23 protein-coding genes are annotated in these 24228 nt (G+C 64.2%); 11 read left to right on the top strand and 12 right to left on the bottom strand.

The window, feature by feature from the left end; all coding sequences use genetic code 11:
* Positions 1-2 precede the first annotated feature (2 nt).
* The gene (locus HFRIS_RS10085; protein WP_006463221.1) at positions 3-1793 is read left to right on the top strand and encodes a sensor domain-containing phosphodiesterase; all 1791 of its coding nucleotides are present in this window, start codon (positions 3-5) and stop codon (positions 1791-1793) included.
* A gap of 92 nt (positions 1794-1885) precedes the next feature.
* A complete protein-coding gene (locus HFRIS_RS10080; protein WP_244436284.1) occupies positions 1886-2092 on the top strand; it encodes a hypothetical protein in 207 nt (68 codons plus the stop codon).
* A 44-nt stretch (positions 2093-2136) separates the two neighbouring features.
* Here HFRIS_RS10080 and HFRIS_RS10075 read toward each other — a convergent pair whose 3' ends face one another.
* Positions 2137-4875, bottom strand: a complete 2739-nt coding sequence (locus HFRIS_RS10075) for a hybrid sensor histidine kinase/response regulator (protein ID WP_244436283.1) — start codon at positions 4873-4875, stop codon at positions 2137-2139.
* A gap of 59 nt (positions 4876-4934) precedes the next feature.
* A complete protein-coding gene (locus tag HFRIS_RS10070) occupies positions 4935-5774 on the bottom strand; it encodes a response regulator transcription factor (protein ID WP_006463218.1) in 840 nt (279 codons plus the stop codon).
* A gap of 482 nt (positions 5775-6256) precedes the next feature.
* On the opposite strand from HFRIS_RS10070, the gene HFRIS_RS10065 reads away from it, so the two are divergent.
* A complete protein-coding gene (locus HFRIS_RS10065) occupies positions 6257-6940 on the top strand; it encodes a response regulator transcription factor (protein WP_006463217.1) in 684 nt (227 codons plus the stop codon).
* A 49-nt stretch (positions 6941-6989) separates the two neighbouring features.
* On the opposite strand, the gene HFRIS_RS10060 is transcribed toward HFRIS_RS10065, so the two are convergent.
* From HFRIS_RS10060 to HFRIS_RS10050, 3 genes are all read right to left on the bottom strand, one after another.
* A complete protein-coding gene (locus HFRIS_RS10060; protein ID WP_006463216.1) occupies positions 6990-7304 on the bottom strand; it encodes a cupin domain-containing protein in 315 nt (104 codons plus the stop codon).
* Between the two features lie 181 nt (positions 7305-7485).
* On the bottom strand, positions 7486-8070 hold the full coding sequence (locus tag HFRIS_RS10055) for a flavin reductase family protein (RefSeq protein WP_006463215.1): 585 nt from the start codon (positions 8068-8070) through the stop codon (positions 7486-7488).
* 148 nt (positions 8071-8218) lie between these two features.
* Positions 8219-9139 (bottom strand): dihydrodipicolinate synthase family protein, encoded by a 921-nt coding sequence (locus HFRIS_RS10050; protein ID WP_006463214.1) that lies wholly within the window; start codon positions 9137-9139, stop codon positions 8219-8221.
* A 128-nt stretch (positions 9140-9267) separates the two neighbouring features.
* On the opposite strand from HFRIS_RS10050, the gene HFRIS_RS10045 reads away from it, so the two are divergent.
* From HFRIS_RS10045 to HFRIS_RS10020, 6 genes are all read left to right on the top strand, one after another.
* Positions 9268-10215: a LysR family transcriptional regulator gene (locus HFRIS_RS10045; RefSeq protein ID WP_006463213.1), complete on the top strand. Its 948-nt coding sequence runs from the start codon at positions 9268-9270 to the stop codon at positions 10213-10215.
* A 412-nt stretch (positions 10216-10627) separates the two neighbouring features.
* Positions 10628-11965, top strand: coding sequence for an MFS transporter (locus tag HFRIS_RS10040; protein ID WP_006463212.1), 1338 nt, complete (start codon positions 10628-10630; stop codon positions 11963-11965).
* A 78-nt stretch (positions 11966-12043) separates the two neighbouring features.
* Positions 12044-12874 carry a phosphogluconate dehydrogenase C-terminal domain-containing protein gene (locus tag HFRIS_RS10035; RefSeq protein ID WP_006463211.1) on the top strand — a complete coding sequence of 277 codons (831 nt, stop codon included), beginning with the start codon at positions 12044-12046 and terminating at the stop codon, positions 12872-12874.
* A gap of 10 nt (positions 12875-12884) precedes the next feature.
* The gene (locus tag HFRIS_RS10030; protein ID WP_006463210.1) at positions 12885-14129 is read left to right on the top strand and encodes a ribulose-bisphosphate carboxylase large subunit family protein; all 1245 of its coding nucleotides are present in this window, start codon (positions 12885-12887) and stop codon (positions 14127-14129) included.
* Positions 14126-15523 carry a 3-oxo-isoapionate kinase OiaK gene (gene oiaK, locus HFRIS_RS10025; RefSeq protein ID WP_006463209.1) on the top strand — a complete coding sequence of 466 codons (1398 nt, stop codon included), beginning with the start codon at positions 14126-14128 and terminating at the stop codon, positions 15521-15523. The genes HFRIS_RS10030 and oiaK overlap by 4 nt, the downstream gene beginning before the upstream one ends.
* 97 nt (positions 15524-15620) lie before the next feature.
* The gene (locus tag HFRIS_RS10020) at positions 15621-16328 is read left to right on the top strand and encodes a transcriptional regulator NanR (RefSeq protein WP_006463208.1); all 708 of its coding nucleotides are present in this window, start codon (positions 15621-15623) and stop codon (positions 16326-16328) included.
* A gap of 109 nt (positions 16329-16437) precedes the next feature.
* On the opposite strand, the gene HFRIS_RS10015 is transcribed toward HFRIS_RS10020, so the two are convergent.
* The 4 genes from HFRIS_RS10015 to HFRIS_RS10000 form a co-directional block, all read right to left on the bottom strand.
* The gene (locus HFRIS_RS10015; protein WP_006463207.1) at positions 16438-16758 is read right to left on the bottom strand and encodes a type II toxin-antitoxin system PemK/MazF family toxin; all 321 of its coding nucleotides are present in this window, start codon (positions 16756-16758) and stop codon (positions 16438-16440) included.
* The gene (locus tag HFRIS_RS10010; RefSeq protein ID WP_039875214.1) at positions 16752-17006 is read right to left on the bottom strand and encodes an AbrB/MazE/SpoVT family DNA-binding domain-containing protein; all 255 of its coding nucleotides are present in this window, start codon (positions 17004-17006) and stop codon (positions 16752-16754) included. The genes HFRIS_RS10015 and HFRIS_RS10010 overlap by 7 nt, the downstream gene beginning before the upstream one ends.
* A gap of 103 nt (positions 17007-17109) precedes the next feature.
* Positions 17110-17967 carry a hypothetical protein gene (locus tag HFRIS_RS10005; protein WP_006463205.1) on the bottom strand — a complete coding sequence of 286 codons (858 nt, stop codon included), beginning with the start codon at positions 17965-17967 and terminating at the stop codon, positions 17110-17112.
* A 136-nt stretch (positions 17968-18103) separates the two neighbouring features.
* Positions 18104-18778 (bottom strand): helix-turn-helix transcriptional regulator, encoded by a 675-nt coding sequence (locus HFRIS_RS10000; RefSeq protein WP_039875212.1) that lies wholly within the window; start codon positions 18776-18778, stop codon positions 18104-18106.
* 197 nt (positions 18779-18975) lie between these two features.
* Between HFRIS_RS10000 and HFRIS_RS09995 the strand changes: the two genes are divergently transcribed.
* Positions 18976-20448, top strand: a complete 1473-nt coding sequence (locus HFRIS_RS09995) for an MFS transporter (protein WP_006463203.1) — start codon at positions 18976-18978, stop codon at positions 20446-20448.
* Between the two features lie 141 nt (positions 20449-20589).
* Here the strand turns inward: HFRIS_RS09995 and HFRIS_RS09990 are convergent, their stop codons facing one another.
* Together HFRIS_RS09990 and HFRIS_RS09985 are read right to left on the bottom strand one after the other, a co-directional pair.
* A complete protein-coding gene (locus HFRIS_RS09990) occupies positions 20590-21180 on the bottom strand; it encodes an IMPACT family protein (RefSeq protein ID WP_006463201.1) in 591 nt (196 codons plus the stop codon).
* 25 nt (positions 21181-21205) lie between these two features.
* Positions 21206-22114, bottom strand: a complete 909-nt coding sequence (locus HFRIS_RS09985; protein WP_006463200.1) for a hypothetical protein — start codon at positions 22112-22114, stop codon at positions 21206-21208.
* A 132-nt stretch (positions 22115-22246) separates the two neighbouring features.
* Here HFRIS_RS09985 and HFRIS_RS09980 point away from each other — a divergent pair, with 132 nt between their 5' ends.
* Positions 22247-23218 (top strand): patatin-like phospholipase family protein, encoded by a 972-nt coding sequence (locus HFRIS_RS09980; RefSeq protein WP_039875210.1) that lies wholly within the window; start codon positions 22247-22249, stop codon positions 23216-23218.
* A 110-nt stretch (positions 23219-23328) separates the two neighbouring features.
* Here HFRIS_RS09980 and HFRIS_RS09975 read toward each other — a convergent pair whose 3' ends face one another.
* Positions 23329-23931 carry a C40 family peptidase gene (locus HFRIS_RS09975; RefSeq protein ID WP_039875208.1) on the bottom strand — a complete coding sequence of 201 codons (603 nt, stop codon included), beginning with the start codon at positions 23929-23931 and terminating at the stop codon, positions 23329-23331.
* Positions 23932-24228 lie beyond the last annotated feature (297 nt).

Below are 24228 nucleotides of genomic sequence, written 5' to 3'. Positions count from 1 at the left end.
CGATGCATGCCGATATCCTGAGACTGGACGGCGCACTGTGCGTGCCGTCCGAAAAAGAACAGCGGCGCCTGGCCGTGCTGGACAGCTACTGCCTGCTCGACAGCCAGCCCGATGCACTGTGCGACCTGGTCACCGACCTGGCCGCCAGGCTGTTCCAGACCGAGATCTCACTGGTCTCGCTGGTGGCGGAGAACCGTCAGTGGTTCAAGTCCCGGCACGGGCTGCAGGCGCAGTCCACGCCGCGTTCGCAATCCTTCTGCAGCCACGTCATCGAGCAGGACCAGGTGATGGTGGTACTGGATGCCTGCCATGACCCACGCTTTGCAGACAATCCGCTGGTCACCGGCGAGCCGGGCATCCGCTTCTATGCGGGCGCTTCGCTGCGGACCAGGGACGGCCTGTACCTGGGAACCCTGTGCGTGATCGGCAAGTCGCCGCGCCAGCAGTTCAGCGACGAGGAAGCGGCCACCCTGCAGCGACTGGCGGCCATCGTGATGGCGCGGCTTGAAATCCTGCGCGACGCCAGCTATGTCGACAGCCTGACATCGCTGCCCAATCGCAGCCGCCTGGTAGGCGACCTGCAGACCTTGCGCAGCGTCGACGGCCCGCTCGACAAGCTCACGGCGGTGGCGGTGGAGGTGTGCGAGCACGTCTATCTGGCCGACATGATCAAGGCGCTCGGTTGGGATTACGTGGAAGGCTTCCTGATCGAAGCCAAGGAACGCCTGCGCCAGGCGCTGGGGGGCATCGCGCTCTATCGCATCGGCACCACCAGCTTTGCCTATCTGGAGCGGCGTGACGTCTGGCAGGCCCAGGCCGAGCAGATCAAGGAAGCCTTCGCCGCGACCGTGGCGCATCAGGGGATTCCGCATCATCTGGACATCTCGGTGGGGATCGTGCCGATGTCGCAGTGCGCGGACGACAATGAACTGGTACCGTCGCTGCTGACCGCCATCGACGTGGCGCGGGAATGCGGCAGCCTGCAGTGTCACTACGAACAGCCGCTGGGGCGCATGCAGAAGCATTCCTTCGAATTGCTGTCGGCCATCCCGGGGGCGCTGTTGGCCACCGATGAACTGTGGCTGGAGTTCCAGCCCAAGGTGGCGCTGATGTCAGGCCAGTGCGCCGGGGTGGAGGCGCTGCTGCGCTGGCGCCATCCGGTGCATGGGCCGATCTCGCCGGGCCTGTTCATCCCGCTGGCGGAAAAGACTGCCCTGATCCGCCAGGTCACGCTGTGGGTCCTGCAGCGCGGCATTGAGCAGGCTGCTGCCTGGATGCGCCAGGGCCGCGCCATTGCAGTGGCCATCAACGTGTCGGCACGCGACTTCGACAACGACGATCTGGTACATGCGCTGGCCACGCAATTGCAGCGGCACCGTCTGCCGGCCGGGCTGATCGAGATCGAGTTCACGGAGAGCGCGATGAGCAAGAATCCGGAAAAGCTCTACGGCAAGATCCAGGAAATCAAGCGGCTGGGGGTGAAGGTCGCCATCGACGATTTCGGCGCCGGCTTCAGCAACCTGAGCTATCTCAAGAACATCCCCGCCGACTATCTCAAGATCGACCAGTCCTTCATCCGCACCATGGAGAGCAACTACTCCGACCAGCAGATCGTGCCGTCGATGATCCATCTGGGCCAGAAGCTGGGATTTGCGGTCGTGGCCGAAGGCCTGGAGACGGAGAAATGCCGGCGCATCCTGCAGCACCTGGGCTGCGAATATGGGCAGGGGTACGGTATCGCCCGTCCCATGGCGGCCGCCGATACCTGGGACTGGATCGCGGCCCGGGGTTGAAGCAAACAGCTGGTCTCTTACGGCCGCGCTTGCGATGAGGATTGGTGAGGAGTATATTGCCGGGCAGAAATATAACGATGGAGACCATCCACATGCCCCGTCCTGCCCCCCTCCTGCTACTTCTCCTGAGTGCCTCGGTATTGACGCTGGGGGCCTGCAGCCGCTCGCCCAAGGAACAACTGGCCTATGAACACGCCGAGCAGCAGTATCAGATCAATGTGCGCAATGCCGAACAGGCGCGTAGCGGCGACCGGCCTGCCATGCCGGTGGAGGCCGGCAGCGCGGGTGGCGGCGAATGAGCGGCCCTGCGTAAGCGCATCCGGCGAGGACTCAAGACACATCCTCATTCCCCGGCCCGCACTGCTTCGAGCGCTGTATTGACCAGGGCTTCCACGGCGAACAGGTCACCCTCACGCAGCAATTGACCCACCCTGGACTGGAACCCGGCACACTGTGGATGCTGCTGCAGTAGCGCATCGCCCCAGTCCAGCAAATCCGAGACCGCACCACTGTCGATCAACACACGTGCCTGCTGCAGGCTTTCCTGCGGCGGCAGTGGGTCCTGTCCGGCAGTGTCCCCGGTCGTCTCGCTGGTTGCTGCAACGGCTGCGACGGTCCCGACCGCTGCAACCGTTCCTGCCAGCGCCGAGCCCAGCTGCGGCAGCGGCAGGCCCAGCAGGCGTGCCAGGGTTTCCTGCAATTCCATGAAGTTGACCGGCTTGAGCAGGCAGGCATCGAATGCCAGGTCATCGGGGCGGTCTGTTGGCGGCCGCAGGGTTGCCGACAGCAACAGCACCGGCACGCCCGGCAGATGCTGGCGGGTGGCCCGCAGGACCTCGCCTCCTTTTGCAGCGGGTAGCAGGTAGTCGGTCAGCACCAGCGCCGGGGCGGGTTTGTCGGTCTGCATGATGCGTGCGACGGCGCTTTCGCCGTCTGCATACAGTTCCACCTCGAAGGCCAGCATTTCCAGTTGCTCTACCAGCAGGTCGGCGATGTCGGGACTGTCCTCCACCACCAGCAGCCGGCGACCAGTTCCATCGATGAGGGGATGCGTGTTGCTGTCTTCGCGGCAGTCGTCACGGGCAATGTCCTGTTCGTCCGCCAGGGCGACCGGCAACTGCAAGGTCAGGACAGTGCCTTGACCGGGCTGGCTTTGCAGGGCGATCTGCCCGTCCATCTGCTGTATCCACTGACGTACCAGGGCCAGCCCCATGCCGAGGCCGGGTTGCGAGCGGTCGGCTCCGGCCCGTTCGAAAGGCTCGAACACGCTTGCGTGGTAGTGTAGGGGAATGCCGCTCCCTGTATCGCTGACCCGCATTTCCATCACGCCCGTTCCGGAGCGCACGGCCGCCGCCTGCCAGCCGACTTCCAGCCTGATACTGCCCTCGCGGGTGTACTTGGCGGCATTGTCGAGCAAGTTGCCCAGGAGGCGGCGCAGCCGGGGGGCGTCGATCCTGAGCACCGGTGGCAGCGCCGGTGAGACGTCAAGGCTGAAAGCATTGTGCTGCCGTCGGGCCAGGGCCGCGCCTTCCTGGCCGATGGTCTGCAGCAACCCATGCACGTACAGGGGCCTGGGTTGCGACAGGTCCATGCGGTCGCCGTGGGCGTAGTCGATGAGGTCATTGATCATGGAGAGCATGTGGCGAGCGCTGCGCACGATGATGCGTCCATACCGCCCTTGTTCGCCGCCGGCGGCCTGCAGCATGTCGGCAAAGCCGAGGATGGAGGTCAGCGGGGTGCGCAGATCATGGCTGATGCTGGTGAAGAAGCCATTCTTGGAATGACGGGCATGATCGGCGACCTCCAGGGCCGCGCGCAGTTCACTGGTGCGATGGTTGACCGCCTGTTCCAGCTTGAACTGTTCGCGCATGCGCAGGGAGAGCACCGACCACTGCATCTGCTCGAACTTGTGATGCAGTTGCAGCGCACGCCCGACCACCATCGTAGAGGCCACGCCGAGCAGGCCGAGCTGGAACAGGGTGGAGAACTGCCAGTCCGGCAGGATGCCGTGTACAATCAGGCCGTTGAGCTCCAGCATCTTCAGCCACATCGCCGACCAGGCCAGGCCAAAGGAGATGGCCAGCAAGCGCGCATTGTCCAGCCCGTGGCGCCAGCCATGCAGCATCGATGCGGCCCACATCAGATAGCAGGTGGCGGCGATGGCATTGGCCACTGGAGCAGTGGCGCGGAAGTCGCCTGCTGCGATCCATATGGTCACCACGATGAGCGCCGCGCTCATGACGTCGTAGATCCGCTTCCAGCGCCGTTCCCAGCGCGGCAGCTGATCCAGACTGACCAGCAGATAGCTCATCCTGAGATGCAGCAGGGTGGTCAGGCAGCCCAGCGTGATGGGGACGCGTACCAGCCACATGCCACCCCTGGGGAGCAGGTAGAGGTAGAGATAGCCCTGGAAGCTGAGGATGAAGAGCAGCGCCGAGCAGATCCACACCGCCATCAGCACGGAACCGCGATCGCGCCATTCCACGCCCTGGATCAACGCGTACGTCACCAGCACCAGGGCGATGCCGATGACGAAGGCCTGGATGGCCAGCTCGCGACCTTCTTCCTCCCGGAACACGGCGGGATCCCACAGCGCCACACCCAGTTCGATCACGGAGCTGCCGGCCACCCGCAGCACCATCGTGCGTTGCTCGCCCGGTGCCAGCGTCAGCGCAAACAGGGCCGTGCGGCCCTGCACCTCGCGTTGCGCAGAGGCGTACTTCGTGCCGGCGACCTGTGGCGGCTGCCAGCGTAGTCCGGCCCCGGGGACGCCCGCCGTGAGCGGTTCCGAGAGATGCAGTTGCACATCCTGCAGGCGCGCCGATCCCATGGCCAGCCAGCGCGTGACGGGGACGGGACTGTCGTTGCGCAGTTGCCCACGCAACCAGAAGGCCCCTTCGCGATAGCCCTCCTGCAGGACAGAGACGTTGATGTTCTCCCACTCCGGACTTTGCATGGCGGAGGACAACTGCTCCGTGGCCCCTTCATCCCGCAGCAATTGCAGATACTGGGTGACGGACTCCCCGTACTGCCACCGGGACAGATCGATGGCCTGTGCCGAGCAGGCCGCTGTGGGCCACACCAACGCAGCCCACAGGACAGGCAACAAGCACCAGCGTGACGCCCACATCATCGCAGTGGCTAGCGGCGGAACTGGCTGGGTGGCATGCCGAAGCGATCCCGGAATGCCGTGGAGAAGTTGGCGGTGTTGCTGTAGCCGATCGCCAGCGCAATGGCACCGATGTCCAGCGTACTTTCGGAGAGCAGTCGCCTGGCCTCCTTCATGCGCTCTTCGCGCAGGTAGTCGAAGACCGTCACGCCGCAGCAATGCTTGAAGGCGACGGAGAGGCGACGCGCATTGCTCCCCACAGCGGCGGCCAGGACATGCAGACCCATCGGCTGGTCGAGTTTTTCCAGTATCAATCGGCGCGCCGCCTCGAACAGCACGACGTCGAAAGTGCTGTTGTTGACGGAAGTCCCCACCGTTGCCGGCGAGACGTCTGCGGCGCTGCTGCCGGCCATGTTTGGCAGGGGCGCCAGCTCCTCGTGCACCGGTGAGCGCAGATGTACGCACAGACGCAGTCGCACTTCCTCGAAATCGAATGGTTTGGTCACGTAATCCACCGCACCTGCCCGTAGACCCGAGATCTTTTCTTCACTGGCATCGGCTGCCGAAAGGAAGATCAGCGGGATATTGCGAGTGACCGCATTGGCCTTGAGCAGGCGGCAGCTCGTGAGCCCATCATAGACCGGCATGCGAATGTCCATCAGGATCAGGTCAGGCCGCACAGTCTGCGCCTTGTGGTAGCCGTCCTGCCCGTCCCGTGCGACATACAGTCGCGCCCCGTAGCGCAGCAGGAAACCGGAGAGCAGCATGCGGTCCTCCTCGGCGTCATCGACAAGCAGGATGCGCTGTCCGGCCAACAGGCCGGTGTGTGCGGTATGTGTGGTACGTGTGTTCAGATTGGTTCTGTGGCTCATGTTCACCTCGTGACGAAAGTTCGGAAGTTACGGCGGGAAGTTACCCCGAAATGGAGGCGAAGCGACGCAAAAATGCCGTTTGGGAACATATTTTTCCCGCCATCAAAACATTGGGATTGGCTGGCAAAAATGTGACGATCTCAGTCCGGATTTTTTTCGGTCGGCCGGTGCCGCGATCACGTTGCAGGGTGCGATGGCGCCTTAGCATATTGCGCCAATAACTTCCATGATCGGCCCGCTAGAATCGTTGGAAAAAGCTCAGTAGAAAATATTTTTCCTTCGTGAACAATCATCCGTGCAGATCGCAAAAGTGGATGCGTGAAAATCCAGGTTTCCTTCGATAAATTCCTTAAACGCCAAATCCGTCGCCTTGATCTGAAGGGGCAAGGGAGCGTTGGCAGATCCGGTCCGCTCGGATTTCCTTGGTTTTATTTCCGATCGGGTCGTTCAAGGATGCGTTTGAGTAAGAAGGAGAAGCCGCAATGGCCAATATTTTATTGATCGAAGAAATTCTGACGTCCGGGCAGCGCCAAGGCAGTCACGCCGTGCGCAAGCTGATGGAGCAACAGGGACACAAGGTGCTGAGCGTGATGGCCGATGGCGAAAAGCTGTTGATGCCGACGCAGGATTGCGACATCGCCGTCGTTGACGTCGGACAGGCCAGCGGGACCGGCTACACGGTGACCGAACAACTCCGCGCCGCGCATGGCAGTATGGGCATCCTGCTGCTGGCGGGGCAGGAAGAGACCGCAGCCCAGCGGGTGGTCGGGCTGCAACGTGGCGCAGACTTCTGCGAAGCCAGACCGGAGCAGACGGATCTGCTCAATGCCTATATCGATGTGCTGCTGCGTCGGGTCGCGTCAGAAGTCTGGCGGCTCGATACCAAGGCACGCACCTTGCGGGCACCCCGACATGATGCTGTGGAGATCAACGTGCGCGAGGTCGCATTGCTGCGCGCGCTGGCCGATAGCGCACGCAATGCCGTGGACCGCCCGACCATCGCCCACGCCTTTGGTGCCGACTGGATCAGCTTTGACGAGCGCGTGCTGGAAAAGACCGTCAGCCGGCTTCGCCGCAAATGGCGTGAGAGAACCCTGGGCGACTTGCCCCTGCGCACTCTGCATGGCGTGGGTTATTGCTTCACCGAAGCGCTACAGGTGCATTGAGAGGACAGCTGGCCGGGCTTCTAGCGCGGCCGCTGTGACTGCGGTCGGTTCAGTTCTTGCGCGCGACCCAGTAGGTCGCGCCGGCATCGCCGTAACGTTCGCTATGAGGCGTGCCGGGCAGCACCTGGAAGCGGTCGCCCGCGACCAGGCGGCGCTCTGCTGCGCCATCAAGCGTCAGAAACATCTCGCCTTGGACGACCAGGGCGTTGGCTTCGAAGGGGTGGGTGTGGGTTTCGAGGACGGTGCCTCCGTCCCAATGTCGTTCCACGACTTCGTCATAGCCTCGTGCCAGCATGGTGTCGCGAAACTGGTCGAGTGTGATGTCAAGGATGGGGGTGTCAAGGGTGGCGGTTGGCTGGTTCATGGTGGTTTCCGGATGGCTGGCGACGGTTGAAGGAACGGCGTGTCGTCACACTATAGCGCTGCCCGGAAAGCCTTGCTGGGCGTGGCCCGGGTGTCAGCCATCCGTCAGAAACCCGTCAGAGATTCGTCAGGATGACGACGGGACGCCTCATGAAAGACGTCACCCAGGCCCGCCGCTGCACTCAGTCCAGTTTGGCCTGGCGCTGGTTGCCGGCCACCACGAACTTGCCGGCGCCGAGGTGGTGCAGGGTATGCAGATCGGCATTGGCGTCAGTGAAGGACCAATGACCGTTCTCGAAGATGCGGGCATCGGCCGCCGCAGCGACCACTTCGCCAAAGAAGGTGTCATAGGCCTGCTCGGTATGGCTCTCCTTGATCCAGCGACACTCCAGCCACGCAGCGCAGCCTTGTTCCAGCACTGGCATGCCCAGGACCGGGCCGGTGCCAGCCTCGATATGGTGGCGTTTGAATTTGTCGATATCGCGACCGCTTTCGCTGCCCACGGCATAGGTCAGGTCCATCTGCGCGGCACCGGGGACGATGATGCCGAAGCTGCCCGATTGCATGATCAGCTCGCGGGTATGGGTGCTCTTGTCGATCACCACCGCGATGCGCGGCGGCGTGAACTCCACCGGCATGGACCAGGCGGCGGCCATGATGTTGCGCTGCCCGCCATGGGCGGCCGTAATGAGTACCGTGGGGCCGTGGTTGACCAGGCGACTGGCGTGTTCCAGGGCGACGGGGCGGAAATGACTGGGATGGGACAAGATCGACTCCTTGGGCAATGGGGAAGACAGGCGGCAAGGATGACACAGAATGCGTGGGCAGGTGGCTTGCGCGGCTGGCCTGACCGCTGATGCAAAAACGGGAGCCTTAGCCCCCGTTTCAGTCATGTCCTGCAGGCGAGCTTGTCGCTCACTTGCCCCAGTTCAGCACCACCGGGTCCAGGCGACGGGCCACGCGCAGCAGGCCTTCGCGCACCTTGGGGTGCATCGGTGCCTGCGGATGGCGCAGCATGTCGGACTTGATCACGCCGCCTTCGAGCATCAGTGCCTTGCAGGCGGCCAGGCCGCACTGGCGGTTTTCATAGTTGATCAGCGGCAGCCAGTGCATGTAGAGCTCGGCGGCCTTTTCGGTGTCGCCGGCCATGTAGGCGTCGACGATCTTGCGGATACCATCCGGGTAGCCGCCGCCGGTCATGGCGCCGGTGGCACCGGCGTCGAGGTCGGGGATCAGGGTGATGGCTTCTTCGCCGTCCCACGGGCCGACTACGGCGTCACCGCCCAGTTCGATCAGATCGCGCAGCTTGGAGGCGGCGCCGGCGGTTTCGATCTTGAAATAGGAGACGTTTTCGATCTCCTTGGCCATGCGTGCCAGGAAGGGCGCCGACAGCGGGGTGCCGGCCACCGGTGCGTCCTGGATCATGATGGGGATGTCGATGGCTTCGGACACGCGTGCATAGAACTCGTAGATCTGCTTTTCGGACACGCGGAAGGTGGCGCCGTGGTAGGGCGGCATCACCATCACCATGGCGGCGCCCGCATCCTGCGCGGCGCGGCTGCGCTCGGCGCAGATCTGGCTGCCGAAGTGGGTGGTGGTGACGATCACCGGCACGCGTCCGGCGACGTGTTCCAGCACGGTGTTCTGCACCTGCACGCGCTCTTCGTCGGAGAGCACGAACTGTTCCGAAAAGTTGGCCAGGATGCACAGGCCGTTGGAGCCGGCATCGATCATGAAGTCGATGGCGCGCTTCTGGCCTTCCAGGTCGAGCTGGCCGTGTTCGTCGAAGATGGTGGGGGCGACCGGGAATACGCCGCGGTAGATGGGGGTGCTCATGGAGTCTCCGTCATGGTTGTCGTGGGCCATCGGTGGATGGCGGCTTGCAATGGCGATCAATATACGTGCGCCCACCGGGGCTGTATAGTGAAGACTTTCCATCATGTGATCGCTTTTTGGAATCACCCATGAAACCCACACCCAGCCTGCAAAGTCTCCAGAGTCTGCTGTCCCGCCTGCGCATGAAGCAGCTGCAGCTGCTGATCGCCCTGGACGAGCACAAATCCCTGCACAAGGCCGCCAGTGCCCTGGCCATGACGCAATCCGCTGCCAGCAAGTCGCTGGCCGAGCTGGAATCGATGCTGGATGCGCAATTGTTTGAACGCACCAAGTCCGGGCTGATCCCCAACCAGTTCGGCCATTGCGTGATCCGCTATGCACGCCTGATGGCTACCGACCTGGGCTCCTTGTGCGAGGAAATGGCGCAATTGCGCTCCGGGCGCGGTGGCCGGTTGGCCATCGGGGCGGTCATGGGGGCGGTACCGGAGATGGTGGTGCCGGCGGTGGATGCGCTGCAACGGCGCCATCCCGAGCTCAGCATCGAGATCGTGGAAGATACCAGCGTGCAGTTGCTGGGCTTGCTGGACGAGGGGCATCTCGACCTGCTGGTGGCGCGCGCCAGCGTGTCGGACCATCCTGGCAAGTATCACTACCAGGCCCTGTCGGAGGAACCGCTGTCGGTGGTGGTATCGGCCGAGCACCCGCGCCCGCGTAGTCGGCAGCTGCAACTGGCGGCGCTGGCCGGCTATCGCTGGGTGACCTATCCCAGCCACATGCCGCTGCACGCGGTGCTGGAGCGCGAGATGGACCTGGCCGGGGTGACCATGCCGGGCAATGCCATTTCCACGGCATCGACCTTCGTGACCGTGGCGCTGCTGCAGCAGGGGACGGACATGGTGTCCATCCTGCCCACAGCGGTGGCGGAGATGTTCGTCCGGCGCGGGATGCTGCGCATCCTGCCGGTGAAGCTGCGCTCGATGTCGCAGACCATCGGCATCGTCACGCGCAAAGGGGGCCAGTTGTCGGGCGCGGGGGAGGCGCTGGTGCGGCTGTTGAGGGAGCGCTCGGCGCTCTGACCTCCATCGACCCTGCTCGCCATGGCAGGGGCTCTTCTTCCAGGTGGGGCTCCTCCCGCCTGATCTTTCCCGCTTGCATTATTTCCGGCATGAAGCGCGGGAGGCGCCTTGTCGCCCATGCAGCCCATGCAGCCTTTCCTACGCTCGCATGCGAGACATTCATCTCATCCATGCAAAAAATTTGAGCATCTTTGCAACTGGCGTAATGGTATAGTGATCATACCAGTTGGTGCGACCCGTCTTTTTCGTCTGCCGCCGCCGCTGGCGATATCAAGAAAACATCAAAGAAACAAAACAAGCAAAGGCAGCCAGGCGACCGCAAGGCGCACAGCCCCCGCAGTCCCTGGCGAAACCCGGAGAGGTTGTCGTTGAACAGGCACAGCCTCTCAACCCGACAGGAGACAAGACAAAAATGGAGACCACCCAGAGTGCCGTCGAAAGATCGGCCATCCGCAAGGTCGCGATGAGGCTGGTGCCTTTCGTAGGCCTGATGTTTTTCATCAACTTTCTGGATCGCACTGCGATCTCGTTTGCCGGCCCCAATGGCATGAGCCGTGACCTGGCGCTCACCGCCGCCCAGTTCGGCTTTGCCGCCGGGGTCTTTTTCATCGGCTACGTGCTGCTGGAAATCCCCAGCAACCTGGCCCTGCACAAGTACGGCGCGCGCCGCTGGCTAGCGCGCATCATGGTGACCTGGGGCATCGTGGCGCTGCTCTTTACCTGGGTCAGCAGCGTGGAGGGGTTGTATGTGTTGCGCTTCCTGCTGGGCGTGGCCGAGGCCGGTTTCTTCCCCGGTGCCATCCTTTACCTGAGCCTGTGGGTGCCGGCCCGGCATCGCAGCCACATCCTGGCGCTGTTCTACCTGGCCCAGCCGCTGACCATCGTCATCGGCGCGCCGGTGGCGGCCCTGCTGATCGAGGCGCATGGTCTGTTCGGCCTGGAAGGCTGGCGCATCATGTTCGCCGGGGTGGCGCTGCCGGCCATCGTGGTCGGGGTGATCGCCTGGTTCTACCTGGCCGACAAGCCGGGTGAAGCCAAATGGCTCAACGAGGCCGAACGCAAGTGGCTCACCGGCGCCCTGCAGGCCGAGCAGAACGGCAAGCGCGTGGAGCATGTGGCCCACGCCGGTGCGGCGCTGAAGAATCCGCGGGTGTGGATGCTCTCGCTGGTCTATTTCGGACTGATCTACGGGCTTTACGCGCTGGCCTTCTTCCTGCCGACCATCATCGGCGGCTTCGAGACCCAGTTCGGCACCAAATTCAATGTCTTCCAGAAGGGCCTGATCACCGCCATTCCCTACCTGCCGGCGGCCATCGCGCTGTTCCTGTGGAGCCGTGACGCCACCCGGCGCGGCGTGCGCAGCTGGCATGTGGGCCTGCCGGCGCTGCTGGGCGCCATCAGCATCCCGGCCGCGCTGTACATGCAGAGCCCGGCAGCCACCGTGATGGCCATCACGGTCACGGCCTGCGCCATCTTCTCGGCGCTGCCGACCTTCTGGTCGATCCCGGCGCGCTTCCTCTCCGGTGCGGCGGCCGCTGCCGGCATCGCCCTCATCAATACGGTGGGCAATGCGGCGGGCTTCATGGCGCCCTTCATCACCGGTGCGATCAAGGACGCCACCGGTTCCTACCAGGCACCGATGTTCGTGGTGGGCGCATTGATGGCGGTGTCGGCGCTGGTGATCTTCGCCATCGGCGCAGGATCGCGGGAAGAGGCGGCCGAGTTGCAGGGCCGCGTGATCGCCGAATAAATCCACCGGTCGGCCAGCAGCCAGTTGGCCTGGCCGACCGGAACTTTGCAGAACTCAAATGACGATAGGAGAAGAAATATGAAGGAAAAGATCGCACTCTTCGGCGCAGGCGGCAAGATGGGCGTGCGCCTGGCGAAGAATCTGAAGAAATCGGATTACCAGGTTTCTCATGTGGAAGTCAGCGAAGTGGGTCAGCAGCGCCTGCGGGACGAGGTCGGCGTGGACTGTGTGAGCATCGACGCGGCGCTGGACAACGTGGATGTGGTCATCCTGGCCGTGCCCGATACCCTGATCGGCAAGATAGCCGCCGAGATCTCGCCCAAGCTGCGCGCCGGCGTGATGGTGATGACGCTGGACGCGGCCGCGCCCTTCGCCGGCCATCTGCCGGAGCGGCCGGACCTGGTCTATTTCGTGGCCCACCCTTGCCACCCGCCCATCTTCAACGACGAGACCACGCCGGAAGGCCGTCGCGATTTCTTCGGTGGCGGCGCCGCCAAGCAATCCATCACCAGCGCCCTGATGCAGGGTCCGGAGTCGGCCTTCGACCTGGGCGAGGATGTGGCCAAGGTGATCTACCAGCCCATCCTGCGCAGCTATCGCCTGACGGTGGAACAGATGGCAATCCTGGAGCCGGGCCTGTCCGAGACCGTCTGTGCCACGCTGCTCTATGCGATGAAGCAGGCCATGGACGAGACCGTGCGTCGCGGCGTGCCGGAAGAAGCGGCCCGCGATTTCCTGCTGGGGCATATGAACATCCTGGGCGCGGTGATCTTCAAGGAAATTCCCGGTGCCTTCTCGGATGCCTGCAACAAGGCCATCCAGAACGGCCTGCCGCGCCTGCTGCGCGACGACTGGCTGAAGGTCTTCGAGCATGACGAGATCGCGGAGAGCATCCGCCGCATCACCTGAGGGAGTGGGCATGGAACGCATCTACGCCAGCTACTGGCTGGAAACCGGGGATGACCCGGCGCGCGCGGCCGAGGTCATCGCCGGGGAGCAATCCAGCGGGACCTTCGTGGCCTTGGCCACCGAGACGCCGGAACTGAAGGCGCGCTCCGGCGCCCGTGTCGAAAAGCTGGAGATCCTCGGTCACAGCAACACGCCCAGCCTGCCCGGCGGCATGACGTCGCAGCGCTATACGCAATGCCGGCTGGAGCTGTCCTGGCCGCTGGAGAACACCGGTGCCTCGCTGCCCAACCTGATGTCCACCGTGGCGGGCAACCTGTTCGAGCTGCGCCAGGTCTCGGGTCTGCGCCTGACCGGCCTGCAACTGCCCAAGGCTTTCGTGGACGCCTATCCGGGACCGGCCTTCGGCATCGAAGGCACGCGCCGCCTGACCGGCGTGACGCATGGCCCGCTGATCGGCACCATCATCAAGCCCAGCATCGGCCTGTCGGTGGAGGAAACGGTGCAGCAGGTGCGTGAACTGGTGGCTGGTGGCATCGATTTCATCAAGGACGACGAACTGCAGGCCGATGGTGGCCGTTGTCCCTTCGACGAGCGGGTGCGGGCGGTGATGCGGGTGGTCAACGACCACGCCGATCGCACCGGCAAGAAAGTCATGGTGGCCTTCAACCTCACCGGCGACCTGGACCAGATGCGACGTCGTCATGACCTGGTGCTGGCCGAGGGCGGAAGCTGTGTCATGGCGGTCCTCAATTCCATCGGTCTGGTCGGCCTGCAGGAGTTGCGCCGTCATGCCCAATTGCCGATCCATGCGCATCGCGCCGGCTGGGGCTATCTCACGCGCAGCCCGCAACTGGGCTGGGACTATGCGCCCTGGCAGCAGCTGTGGCGTCTGGCGGGGGCTGACCATATGCACGTCAACGGCTTGGGCAACAAGTTCAGCGAGCCGGATGACAGCGTCATCACGGCGGCGCGTTCGGTCCTGCAGCCGGTGGTGGCCGGCGCCGACATGGTCAGCACGATGCCGGTGTTCAGCTCCGGGCAGACCGGCTTGCAGGCGGCCGATACCTATGCCGCCATCGGCTGCGCCGACCTGATCCATACCGCCGGTGGCGGCATCTTCGGCCATCCGCAGGGAGTGGCGGCGGGCGTGGAAGCGCTGCGTGAGGCATGGGTGGCCGCCATCGAAGGCGTCCCCCTGGCCCAGCATGCGTGCAACAACAAGGCGCTGCAGGCGGCGCTGGGGTTCTGGAAATGAGCCTGCTGCCTGAGAGCGCACAGCTGCCGCAGGGGCTGCTGCTGTCCTATTACGGCGACGACTTTACCGGCTCCACCGATGCCATGGAGGTGATGAGCGCCGCCGGTCTGCCGACCGTGCTGTTCCTGCGTACGCCCGATGCGGCGATGCTGGCGCGCTTTCCCGAGGTGCGCTGCATCGGCATCGCCGGGTCCTCGCGTGGACGTTCCCCGCAATGGATGGAGGAACATTTGCCGCAGGCCTTCACTGCGCTGGCGGCGCTGGGCGCACCGGTGATGCAGTACAAGGTGTGCTCGACCTTCGATTCCTCGCCCGAGACCGGTTCCATCGGACGCGCCATCGACGTCGGCACGCGCCACCTGCGCGGCGACTGGTCGCCCATGGTGGTGGGCGCGCCCCGGCTGAAGCGCTACCAGCTATTCGGCAACCTGTTTGCCGCAGTGGACGGGCAGGGCTACCGGCTGGACCGGCATCCGACCATGTCGCGCCATCCGGTCACGCCCATGGACGAGGCCGACCTGCGCCGACATCTGCGCCGGCAGACCGCGCGCCGCCTGGAACTGGTGGACATGCAGCAACTGCGCGACGGGGCCGGGCAGGCGCAGGCGCGCCTTGAGGCATTACGCGGTGGCGATGCCCCGGTAGTGCTCATCGACGTGCTCGACGACGAGACCCAGCGCCAGGCCGGGCGGCTGGTGTGGGAGGGTAGGGGGGCGGGTGTCTTCAGCGCATCGTCCTCGGGTTTGCAATACGCGCTCACCGCCTACTGGCGTGAACGCGGCTGGATCGCGGCGCAGCCATCCCTGCCCAAGGCCAGCCCGGTGCCGGTGATTGCGGCGGTCAGCGGCAGCTGTTCGCCGGTCACGGCCGGGCAGATCGCCTGGGCGCGCGAGCACGGGTTTGCCTGCCTGCGCATGGATTTGTCGGCCGTGCTGCGGCCCGAGTGGCGTACTGCCGAACTGGCGCGCCTGGTGGCGGCGGCCGCTGCGGCCATCGCCAGCGGGCGCAGTCCGTTGGTGTTTTCGGCCGAGGGGCCGGATGATCCTGCCGTCACCGGTTTCGATGACATTGCCACCCAAGCCGGGCTGGCGCGGGGCGAGGCGGCGCGCCAGGTCGGCATTGCCCTGGCCGAGACCCTGCGTGCCATCCTCGATGGAGATTCCGGGCAGTCGTTGCAGCGCATTGCCATTGCTGGCGGCGACAGCTCGGGCGAGGTCGCCAGTGCCCTGGACATCACGGCCCTGTCGGTCTGCGCCGGATTGGCCCCGGGCGCGCCGCTGTGCCGGGCATGGTCGGACAATAGCCGCCGCGACGGTCTGGAACTGGTGCTCAAAGGGGGACAGGTGGGCGCGCGCAGCTTCTTCGGGGATGTGCTGGAGGGCGCCGCCAGCTAGGCGCATTGCATGGCGCAATCGCAGGCCGGGCCTGCGATTGCGGTAGATATGGTAGAGTGCGCGTCCAACGAAACCTATACTTTGAGACAGCGCAGCCATGCCGGAACCGATACAGCGACGCAAGTTATACCAGGAAGTGCTGGAGCGCCTGATGGATCGCATCCATCAGGGTGAATTCCCGCCCGGGTCACAATTGCCTTCCGAACGCGACCTGATGGAGCAATACGGTGTGGGCCGCCCGGCGGTACGCGAGGCGATGCAGGCGATGGAGCGTTCCGGTTTCGTGGAGATCGCCCATGGCGAGCGTGCCCGCGTGGTCGACCCCACGGCCGACCGGCTGATCGCCCAGATCGCGGCCGGTGCGCAGCATCTCCTGCGTACCAAGCCGGACATGTTGAAGCACATGAAGGAAGCCCGCGTCTTCCTGGAAACCAGCACCGCCCGCATGGCCGCCGAGCGCGCCAGCGAGGAGCAGGTAGCGCGGTTGCGCCAGGCCATCGCCGAGCATCGCGCCTCGATGGTCAACCTGGAAGAGTTCATCGAACGCGACATGGCCTTCCATCGCGAGATCGCCGACATCAGCGGCAACCCGATTTTCCCGTCCATCGTCGAGTCGATGTTCCGCTGGGCCAGCGAGTTCTATACCACCCTGGTGCGCGCACCAGGAGCGGAAGAACTGACCTTGCTGGAACACCAGCGCATCGTCGATGCCATTGCCGCCCACGATGGCGAAGCCGCCGCCGAAGCCATGCGCGCGCACCTGATGCGCGCCAATGAGTTGTATCGGGAGTTGGGGCAGCAGTAGATATGCCTGCACGCGGGGAGCACAGCCGTGGATGCTCTGGATGATTGCAACCGGTCTTCCCCAGGGTGACAAAAATAGCTCGGTGCGGCCCCGTGTTTTTCCTGCTTCGCTATTCGGCGAAGACTTCTTGCAACGCTTCCAATGTTGCCGTGAGCGTCTTGTCCGTTACGCGCCCGAGTTTCCTGATCAAACGCTCCTTGTCCAGCGTGCGCATCTGATCCAGGACAATCAATCCTTTTTTCTTGTCGAACGTGATCGGTACGCGATACGGGGCGGGCTTACTGCCTGTTGTCATCGGAGCCACAATCACGGTGCGCAGATAATCGTGCATCTCTGCCGGCGAAACGACGACGCATGGACGGAATTTATTGATTTCGCTACCCACAGTGGGGTCGAGCGCGGCTAACCAGATTTCGCCGCGCATCACCATGTCAATTCCTTGTCACCATCGTTTCCAAATTCGGGCCAGACCAGGCCGTCATCCTGTGCGGCCGCAATTTTCTGGCTGGCTTCGGCCCATCCTTCACGGGGCCGTTTTTCCAGTTTGCGAATCACGATCTTGTCGTCTTCGATGTCGATGTCGATATCTTCATCGACCAACATCCCCATCTTGGCCAGAAATGGCTTCGGAATCAGTACGCCTTGCGAGTTACCCATTTTGCGGATGGATGTCTTCATTTTTTTCACCTGGTAAATACAATGTTGTTACATCAGAATTCTCGTGTAAAAACAATGTTATTACAATTTTCCTGAAATGCCTATCGCTGGCCAAGATCGTGATTCAACGCAACATGCCATGCCAGGTAGGCTGCTTTTCCTCATGGTAATAAGGCCGGGTCAGCGGCGCCGACATCACCTGCTCATCCGCCAGCACGGTCACCGTGGCCAGGCCGGGCGGGCCGTCGTAGCGACGGCAGGCCTGGGCCGAATTGCGGTTGTTGTGCATGTCCACCACCAGCAGGCGTTTCTGGGCCTCGCTCATGCCCGGGGTGGGTGGCGGCGCCATGCGCTTGGGTGGGATCACCAGGGCGTCGCCCGGTTCCACCCACAGGTCGGCCAGGCTGATTTCATTGACGTAGGGGCGCCAGCGCGCCACCGTGATCACCAGCGGTTCGGGACCCTGCGAGAAGAAGATGTGGGCGAAGTCGTGGTACTCCAGGTCGGTGGCGTTCCAGGTCAACAGTTCGCGGCTGCGGCCGTCGCCGAGATAGGGGGATTCATAGCCGGCCCATTTGCCGTAGGTGTACTGGGCCATCACCAATCCCTGATAGGTGAAGCTGAGGCACTGGCCGTTGCGCAGCAGCGTGGCGCCGAAGGCCTGGGCATTTTCCGGGGTGGCGGGCAGGGGTTCGTAGCGGACCTCGGGAACGCGGAAGTCGAACTCGGTGATCTCGTAGGCCGGCCAGTCCTTGGGCGTGATCTTGCGCGGCCAGTGGGCAATATCGCGGTAGGTGGCACCGCGTTCCAGTTCCGGTGCTTCCTGGGCCAGGGTGATGAGTTCGCCGACCACGGTCTGGCTCTGCAGGCCATGGCCGTTCTGGTTGCACATGTAGGGGTACTGGTTCGGGTCGAGCAGGGCTTGCGAGGGACCGTCGGCGATGAACAGGACCGGGTCGAAATCACTTTGATCTGGTGGCATGGCTTCCCCTTTTGAATAAGCGTGGCGGTGGCAGGTCGCCGGCCGGCATCCCCCGATGCGGCGCGGCGCCGGGGATGTTCGCACAGATCGGGGGCGTTCAGCGCAGTTTGTTGGCGCCGGGGGACTTTCGCCGGACTCAGCCAGCGGCGATGCGACGGATGCGATAGACGCAGCGTCGTGCTCCGGCCGGCAGGTGCTCTTCGCGGGTGATCTCGGCCTCGCCCCCGAGCACTTCGCCAAAGAGCTGGAGCTCCGAACGGCAGAAGCCCTGGCAGGTCATTGCGGCGGCGCAGATGGGGCAGTGGTCTTCGATCAGCAGCCAGTCCTTGCCCTCCTTCTCCACCCTGGCCATGTAGCCTTCGGCACTGCGGATGTCGGCCAGTTTTTCCAGCTTCTTCGGGAGGGTCGGCAGGTCGGCGCAGAGGCGCAGGTATTGCGACCGCATCTCGGTTTCGCGCTGGCCGATCAGCTTGTCCAGTCCGGGTTCGCCGAACAGCTGGCGGATCGACCCCAGCAGTTGCACCGTCAGTTGCGCATGCGTGTCGGGGAAGCGGGCATGGCCGCTTGCGGTCAGCTCCCATTCCTGGCGCGGCCGCCCGGCGCGCGCCACGGCTGCGGCCTGGCGGCTGGCGATCAGGCCTTCGGCGGCCAGCTTCTGGATCTGTTGGCGTGCCGCTTCGGCGGTCATCTCCAGCTCCCCGGCCAGTTCGCTGGCGGCGGCGGGACCGCGGGTCTTCAGGCGTAGGAGGATGCGTTCGGCGGTGCTGGGGCCTGCCTGAGGAGGGGACTGGTTCGAGGTGAGCGGCTGCATATTTTCCAAGTGTTGGCTTGTTAAATTGTGGACTTCGTTTTACGATACGCTTAATTAAGCAAGAATATTCTTGGATAATAAACCGGCGCAGGGTGTAAGTCGATCAGTCATTGATGCGGCATGTTGCTGCGTGTTGCTACTTGTTGCTACTTGTTGCGGACCTGCCTCCGCCCGCCGCCCTTCATGAAGGATATGCCATGACAACTTCCTCTTCCGCACCTTCCATCGCGACTGCGTCCGAGCCCGCCAGCGTGGCCAGCTGGGGCGACCTGCTGGGGCGTCGCCACGGCTGGTGCGCGGTGGCGCTGACCGGTGGCGTGGCGCTGCATGCGATCAATGTGCACATCGTCACCACCATCCTGCCTTCGGTGGTGGGCGATATCGGCGGCCTCGCTTATTACGCCTGGAACGTGACCCTGTTCGTGGTCACCTCCATCATTGGCTCGACCCTGACTGGCAAGCTGCTCTCGCGACTGGGCGCGCGTAGCGCCTACCTGCTCTCATTGGCGGTATTCGGGGCGGGCGCGATGTTGTGCGCGGGCGCCACCAGCATGGGCTGGATGCTGGCTGGGCGGGCGGTGCAGGGGATCGGCGGCGGGCTGCTGGCTTCGCTGGGGTACGCGCTGATTCCGTTGGTGTTCGAGCAGCGGTTATGGTCGCGGGCCATCGCACTGGTCTCGGGCATGTGGGGTATTTCGACCCTGCTGGGGCCGGCGGTGGGTGGGCTGTTCGCAGCCGGCGGCCACTGGCGACTGGCCTTCTTCGCCTTGCTGCCCTTGTTGCTGCTGCAGGCTGCACTGGTGGTGGGGCAACTGGGGCCGCGCCGGGTGCGTGCCCAGTCCGATGTACATCAGGCCATGCCGTTGGGGCGCATCCTGCTGCTGGCGCTGTCGGTCTTGCTGGTGGCGCTGGCGGCGCAAACTGAGCAGACCTGGGCGGCGGCGGCCTGCGTGCTGGGTGGGGCCGTGCTGGGACTGTGGGTGGCGCGCATCGATCTGCGTTCACGCATCAGCCTGCTGCCGCGTGATGGTTACCGGCTTTCTAGGGTGATGGGGTGCGCCTTTGCCTGCATCTCGCTGCTGGTGCTGGCCAGCTGCGTAGAAATCTTCGTGCCATATTTCCTCCAGACCCTGCATGGCTTTGCGCCGCTGGGGGCGGGCTATGCGACGGCTGCCATGGCTGGTGGCTGGAGCGTGGGTTCACTGGCCGGTTCCGGGCGCAGTGCATCGGCGGCGGCCCGCATGATCCGCCTGGGGCCGTGGCTGATGCTGCTGGGGCTGGTGGCGCTGGCATTGCTGTTGCCGAGTCTGTTGCCCACGCGGCTGCTGGCCAGTGCTGCGCTGGTGGATGTGCTGATGGTGCTGGCGCTGGCGGTGACCGGCCTGGGCATAGGCATAGGCTGGCCGCACCTGGTGGCGCGGGCTATGCAGGCGGCGCGACCGGGCGAGGAAAACCTGACCTCGGCGGCCATCACCACTGTGCAGTTGTATGCGATGGCCATTGGTGCGGCGCTGGCCGGTCTGATTGCCAACCAGGCCGGGCTGGGCCTGTCGGGCGGGCAGGAAGAGGAGGGCGCACGTCAGGCCGCCTGGGTGCTGTTTGCGGCGTTTGCGCTGGCACCGGCGATGGCGACCGTGTTGACGCGGAGGTTGGTGGCGCATGGGGAGTGATGAGATGCCTGTGCCTGCGGAGGCTGCCGCGCTCGGGTTCACGCCCGCGCCCATCAGCGAGATCGACTACCACCTGCTGGTGGCGGAGTTCGACATGCTGTGGTCGCGCCGTCCGGACGTGGGTCTGCGCGAGCGGATGGATCAGATGATGCGCTTGATCTCGGCGTTCGAGGAGAGTCGGCGGATCGCTTCTTCGGCCTGAGCCAGGGCGGCCTCGGGCAGGCGCAGGTGGAGGTGGGCCAGGGTGTCGTGGCGGCTGTCCAGCAGTTGGTACTTTTGCTGCGCCAGCCAGTGCCGCAGTTGCGGTTCGGCCGAATAGACCACCCCGATCTCGATCTCGGCCTGGGCCACGCGTTCGGTGCGTTCGCTGGTCTTGAGGGCAGTGGCGATGGCGTCGGTATAGGCACGCACCAGCCCACCTGCGCCCAGTTTGACGCCACCGTAGTAGCGCACCACCATGGCCAGTACGCCATCCAGTTCGTGGTGACGCAAGACCTCCAGCATGGGGCGGCCGGCGGTGCCGGAGGGTTCGCCGTCGTCGGACATGCCGGACTGGCCGCCGGCCATCAGCGCCCAGCAGACGTGGGTGGCACTGCGATGGGCCTCGCGCATGCGGGCGATTTCCTGCATGGCGGCCTCGCGCCCCGCGACCGGCTGGACGATGCCGATGAAGCGGCTCTTGCGGATTTCCAGTTCGATCTCGGCCCGCTGGGCGATGGTGAAGGTGGCCATGGTGACTTGCCCGTGCGCCTGGGCCTCAGGCCTGCTGGTCGCTGCCGGCCTTGAGCAGGGCCAGTTCGGCACGCAGGCCCTGGTTTTCTTCGGACAGGCGCGAGACCCGGTTCTGCAGTGCGGCGATCTCGCGGCGCAGGGTGGCGGTGAGTTCGTTTTCCTGGCCTTCCACCAAGGGGATGGCGCTGCTGCTGCCGGTGGCGCCGTCGTCGCTGGCGGGGGCGCGCGGGGTGCGGGTGGCGGCTTTCTGTTCGCGCACTTTCTTGGCGGCTTCGCGCAGTTCCTTCTTGCCTCCGGCCACGGCGCTGACCTGCGCCTCGCTGGGCAGGGTCGCCACGGCAGCGGCGGCATTGATGGAGATGGTGCCGGTGCGCACGGCCTCTACCAGTTCCGGGGCGGCGGTCTTGCGGATGCGGTCGATCTGGCCGATGGTGGCGCTGCTGATGCCGGCGGCGCGGGCGATGTCTTCGCGCGTCTTGATGCGACCGGTGTCGTCGTCGGCGTGCCAGGGGGCATCGCCGGACGCGGCGTCCTCGTTGTTCGTGGCGGGGTCGGCGGTGCTGCCGTCGTCGCTGGCGGCCGATTTGGCCGGCGTGGCTTCGGCCTTGGTGCGGGCGGCGATGATGTCGCGCTTGCGCAGGGCCAGCATGCCGCGCTGGAAGTCGGAGACGCTGCGGCGGCCGAGCTGGTTATCGATCATCCACAGCAGCACGTCTTCCAGCGACTTGAAGCTATCGTTGTGGACCGTCTTGAAGGGCAGGTCGTACTTGCGGCAGATTTCGTAACGGTTGTGACCATCGATGAGCACCTCGCCCCACAGCACCAGCGCATCGCGGCAGCCTTCGGCCAGCAGGCTGCGTTCCAGGGCGGCGTATTCGTTGGGGGTGAGGGGATCGATGTACTTCTGGAGTTCTTCGTTGATGACGATATTCATGGGGCGAAGCCTTGCCTAACAGATCGTGAGCCGGGGCCGCATTCTACACCACCGCCCCTGGCGGCCGGCCGCCTGAGGTCGGGTCGGGGGCTTGCAGTACAATGACGGGCTTCGATATTGCCCCGTGGTGTCATGCGCTTCTCCTTCCGCCTGACGGCTGTTGCCGTCGCTTCCACTTTCCTGCTGTCGGCCTGCGGTACCCCTTCCTGGGTGCCGGGCAACGCGTCGCCAGCGTCTGTCGAATCTACCGCCGGTAGCCCTGCAACCCCCGCTGTCACGACAGTCACCCCGGTGCCGGTGGCGCCACGCAAGATCAGGATCGGCCTGGCCCTGGGCGGCGGCGCTGCGCGCGGGTTTGCGCACATCGGCGTGATCAAGGCGCTGGAGGCGCAGGGCATCACGGTAGACGTGGTGGCCGGTACCAGCGCGGGCAGCCTGGTGGGGGCGCTCTATGCCGCCGGCAACGATGGCTTTGCCTTGCAGAAGCTGGCGATGTCCATGGATGAAGCCTCCATCTCGGACTGGTCGGTGCCCTTGTTCGCCAAGGTCAGCGGGGTGATCAAGGGGGAGGGCGTGCAGAACTACGTGAACAAGGCGGTGCACAACGTTCCCATCGAAAAATTCAAGATTCCCTTCGGCGCGGTCGCCACCGACCTGCGCAGCGGCCAGCCCATCCTGTTCCAGCGCGGCAATGCGGGCGTCGCGGTGCGGGCTTCGTCGGCGGTGCCGGGGGTGTTCCAGTCGGTGAAGATCGGCGACCATACCTATGTCGATGGCGGACTGGTGTCGCCGGTGCCGGTGCGCTATGCGCGGCAGATGGGGGCGGACTTCGTGATCGCGGTCAACATCTCGGCCAATCCGGAGGCGCAGGCGGCTTCCAGCAGTTCCATCGACGTGCTGCTGCAGACCTTTGCGATCATGGGGCAGACCATCAACCAGTATGAGCTGAAGAATGCCGATATCGTGCTGCAGCCGAGTCTGGGGGCGATGAAGGGCAGCGACTTCGCCAGCCGCAACGTGGCCATCCTGGCGGGCGAGCAAGCGGCTACGGCGGCCATGCCGGAGATCAAGCGCAAGCTCAGGTTGATGGCGACGGGGAACTGATTTTCAGGTTTTCCTGACGGAAATAAAAATGGCCGCTGGATTTTCCAGCGGCCATTTTGTTTGTATCGTTTGTATCGTTTATAGCGTTTGCGCTTGCACCGTTGCGGTGCCTATTTCTGCTCTTCTTCGCCCGCCATGATGCGTCTTGCACCATTGAAGCGCTTCTTCCAGTAGGACTCGTCCATGCTCTCGATGCGCACCTGGCCACCGGCCGAGGGTGAGTGGATGAACTTGCCGTCGCCCAGGTAGATGCCCACGTGCGAGAAGCCGCGGCGCAGGGTGTTGTAGAACACCAGGTCGCCAGGCTGCAGATTGTCGCGGCCGATCTTTTCGCCCACGCGGCTGATTTCCAGCGAAGTGCGCGGCAGGTCGGTGCCCCATGCTTCCTTGAAGACGTAGCGCACCAGGCCGCTGCAGTCCAGGCCGGTATCGGGCGAATTGCCGCCGTAGCGGTAATTGATGCCCAACATGGCCAGGGCCTGGGTGGCCAGTTCGGATGCGCGGTTGGTGATGTCTTGCAGGCGGGCGATCGCAAGATTGGTCTTGCTGATCAACTGCTGGGCTTGCGGGGAGGTTGCTTGAGGAGGAGGAAGATCCTGCGCTGCCAGGGAAAGGTCAGCGGAATAGGCCGATGCACTGATCCAAAGGCCGGCTGCGAGCGCGCACGCACGAGCGGTTTGTCGTCGGATTCGGTCAGATCGGCGTAGGGTCATCGGGATCCTCTCAAAATAGGATTGCGGGACTGTAAGGTAAATCTTACGGCTTGTCAAAAGCTGGATTCGTGCCAGCTTGGCAAAATGGAATGATTTGCGGGGCAAAAAGGGGGTATTTAGCGTCATCTCCCAGTAAGTGTTTTTCCTACAGGGCCCTAGGAAAATTTTTCTGTAAATGATTTGCGGATGAGTCGGGGTGCAGTTCTTGTGTTCTCGGGATGTGGGAATTTAGGGGAGGCGTGATTGGGATGGCGAAGTGCTGAAAATGATTCATGCAAGTCGCATGGATGAGTTTGC

The sequence above is a fragment of the Herbaspirillum frisingense GSF30 genome (assembly GCF_000300975.2).
In the GTDB taxonomy this organism is placed as follows: Bacteria; Pseudomonadota; Gammaproteobacteria; order Burkholderiales; family Burkholderiaceae_D; genus Herbaspirillum; species Herbaspirillum frisingense.
The sequence above is the reverse complement of the archived record's forward strand: the minus strand, read 5'-3'. Positions and strand labels throughout refer to the sequence as shown.

Excerpts from the sequence above, each read along its gene's own strand:
- HFRIS_RS10040 (WP_006463212.1), top strand. The coding sequence starts at position 10,628 with ATGGAGACCACCCAGAGTGCCGTCGAAAGATCGGCCATCCGCAAGGTC.
- HFRIS_RS10030 (WP_006463210.1), top strand. The coding sequence starts at position 12,885 with ATGGAACGCATCTACGCCAGCTACTGGCTGGAAACCGGGGATGACCCG.
- HFRIS_RS10045 (WP_006463213.1), top strand. The coding sequence starts at position 9,268 with ATGAAACCCACACCCAGCCTGCAAAGTCTCCAGAGTCTGCTGTCCCGC.
- HFRIS_RS10015 (WP_006463207.1), bottom strand. The coding sequence starts at position 16,758 with ATGGTGATGCGCGGCGAAATCTGGTTAGCCGCGCTCGACCCCACTGTG.
- HFRIS_RS10060 (WP_006463216.1), bottom strand. The coding sequence starts at position 7,304 with ATGAACCAGCCAACCGCCACCCTTGACACCCCCATCCTTGACATCACA.
- HFRIS_RS10000 (WP_039875212.1), bottom strand. The coding sequence starts at position 18,778 with ATGCAGCCGCTCACCTCGAACCAGTCCCCTCCTCAGGCAGGCCCCAGC.
- HFRIS_RS10085 (WP_006463221.1), top strand. The coding sequence starts at position 3 with ATGCATGCCGATATCCTGAGACTGGACGGCGCACTGTGCGTGCCGTCC.
- HFRIS_RS10070 (WP_006463218.1), bottom strand. The coding sequence starts at position 5,774 with ATGAGCCACAGAACCAATCTGAACACACGTACCACACATACCGCACAC.
- HFRIS_RS10005 (WP_006463205.1), bottom strand. The coding sequence starts at position 17,967 with ATGCCACCAGATCAAAGTGATTTCGACCCGGTCCTGTTCATCGCCGAC.
- HFRIS_RS10080 (WP_244436284.1), top strand. The coding sequence starts at position 1,886 with ATGCCCCGTCCTGCCCCCCTCCTGCTACTTCTCCTGAGTGCCTCGGTA.
- HFRIS_RS09990 (WP_006463201.1), bottom strand. The coding sequence starts at position 21,180 with ATGGCCACCTTCACCATCGCCCAGCGGGCCGAGATCGAACTGGAAATC.
- HFRIS_RS09980 (WP_039875210.1), top strand. The coding sequence starts at position 22,247 with ATGCGCTTCTCCTTCCGCCTGACGGCTGTTGCCGTCGCTTCCACTTTC.
- HFRIS_RS10065 (WP_006463217.1), top strand. The coding sequence starts at position 6,257 with ATGGCCAATATTTTATTGATCGAAGAAATTCTGACGTCCGGGCAGCGC.
- HFRIS_RS09985 (WP_006463200.1), bottom strand. The coding sequence starts at position 22,114 with ATGAATATCGTCATCAACGAAGAACTCCAGAAGTACATCGATCCCCTC.
- HFRIS_RS09995 (WP_006463203.1), top strand. The coding sequence starts at position 18,976 with ATGACAACTTCCTCTTCCGCACCTTCCATCGCGACTGCGTCCGAGCCC.
- HFRIS_RS10035 (WP_006463211.1), top strand. The coding sequence starts at position 12,044 with ATGAAGGAAAAGATCGCACTCTTCGGCGCAGGCGGCAAGATGGGCGTG.
- oiaK (WP_006463209.1), top strand. The coding sequence starts at position 14,126 with ATGAGCCTGCTGCCTGAGAGCGCACAGCTGCCGCAGGGGCTGCTGCTG.
- HFRIS_RS09975 (WP_039875208.1), bottom strand. The coding sequence starts at position 23,931 with ATGACCCTACGCCGATCTGACCGAATCCGACGACAAACCGCTCGTGCG.
- HFRIS_RS10020 (WP_006463208.1), top strand. The coding sequence starts at position 15,621 with ATGCCGGAACCGATACAGCGACGCAAGTTATACCAGGAAGTGCTGGAG.
- HFRIS_RS10010 (WP_039875214.1), bottom strand. The coding sequence starts at position 17,006 with ATGAAGACATCCATCCGCAAAATGGGTAACTCGCAAGGCGTACTGATT.
- HFRIS_RS10050 (WP_006463214.1), bottom strand. The coding sequence starts at position 9,139 with ATGAGCACCCCCATCTACCGCGGCGTATTCCCGGTCGCCCCCACCATC.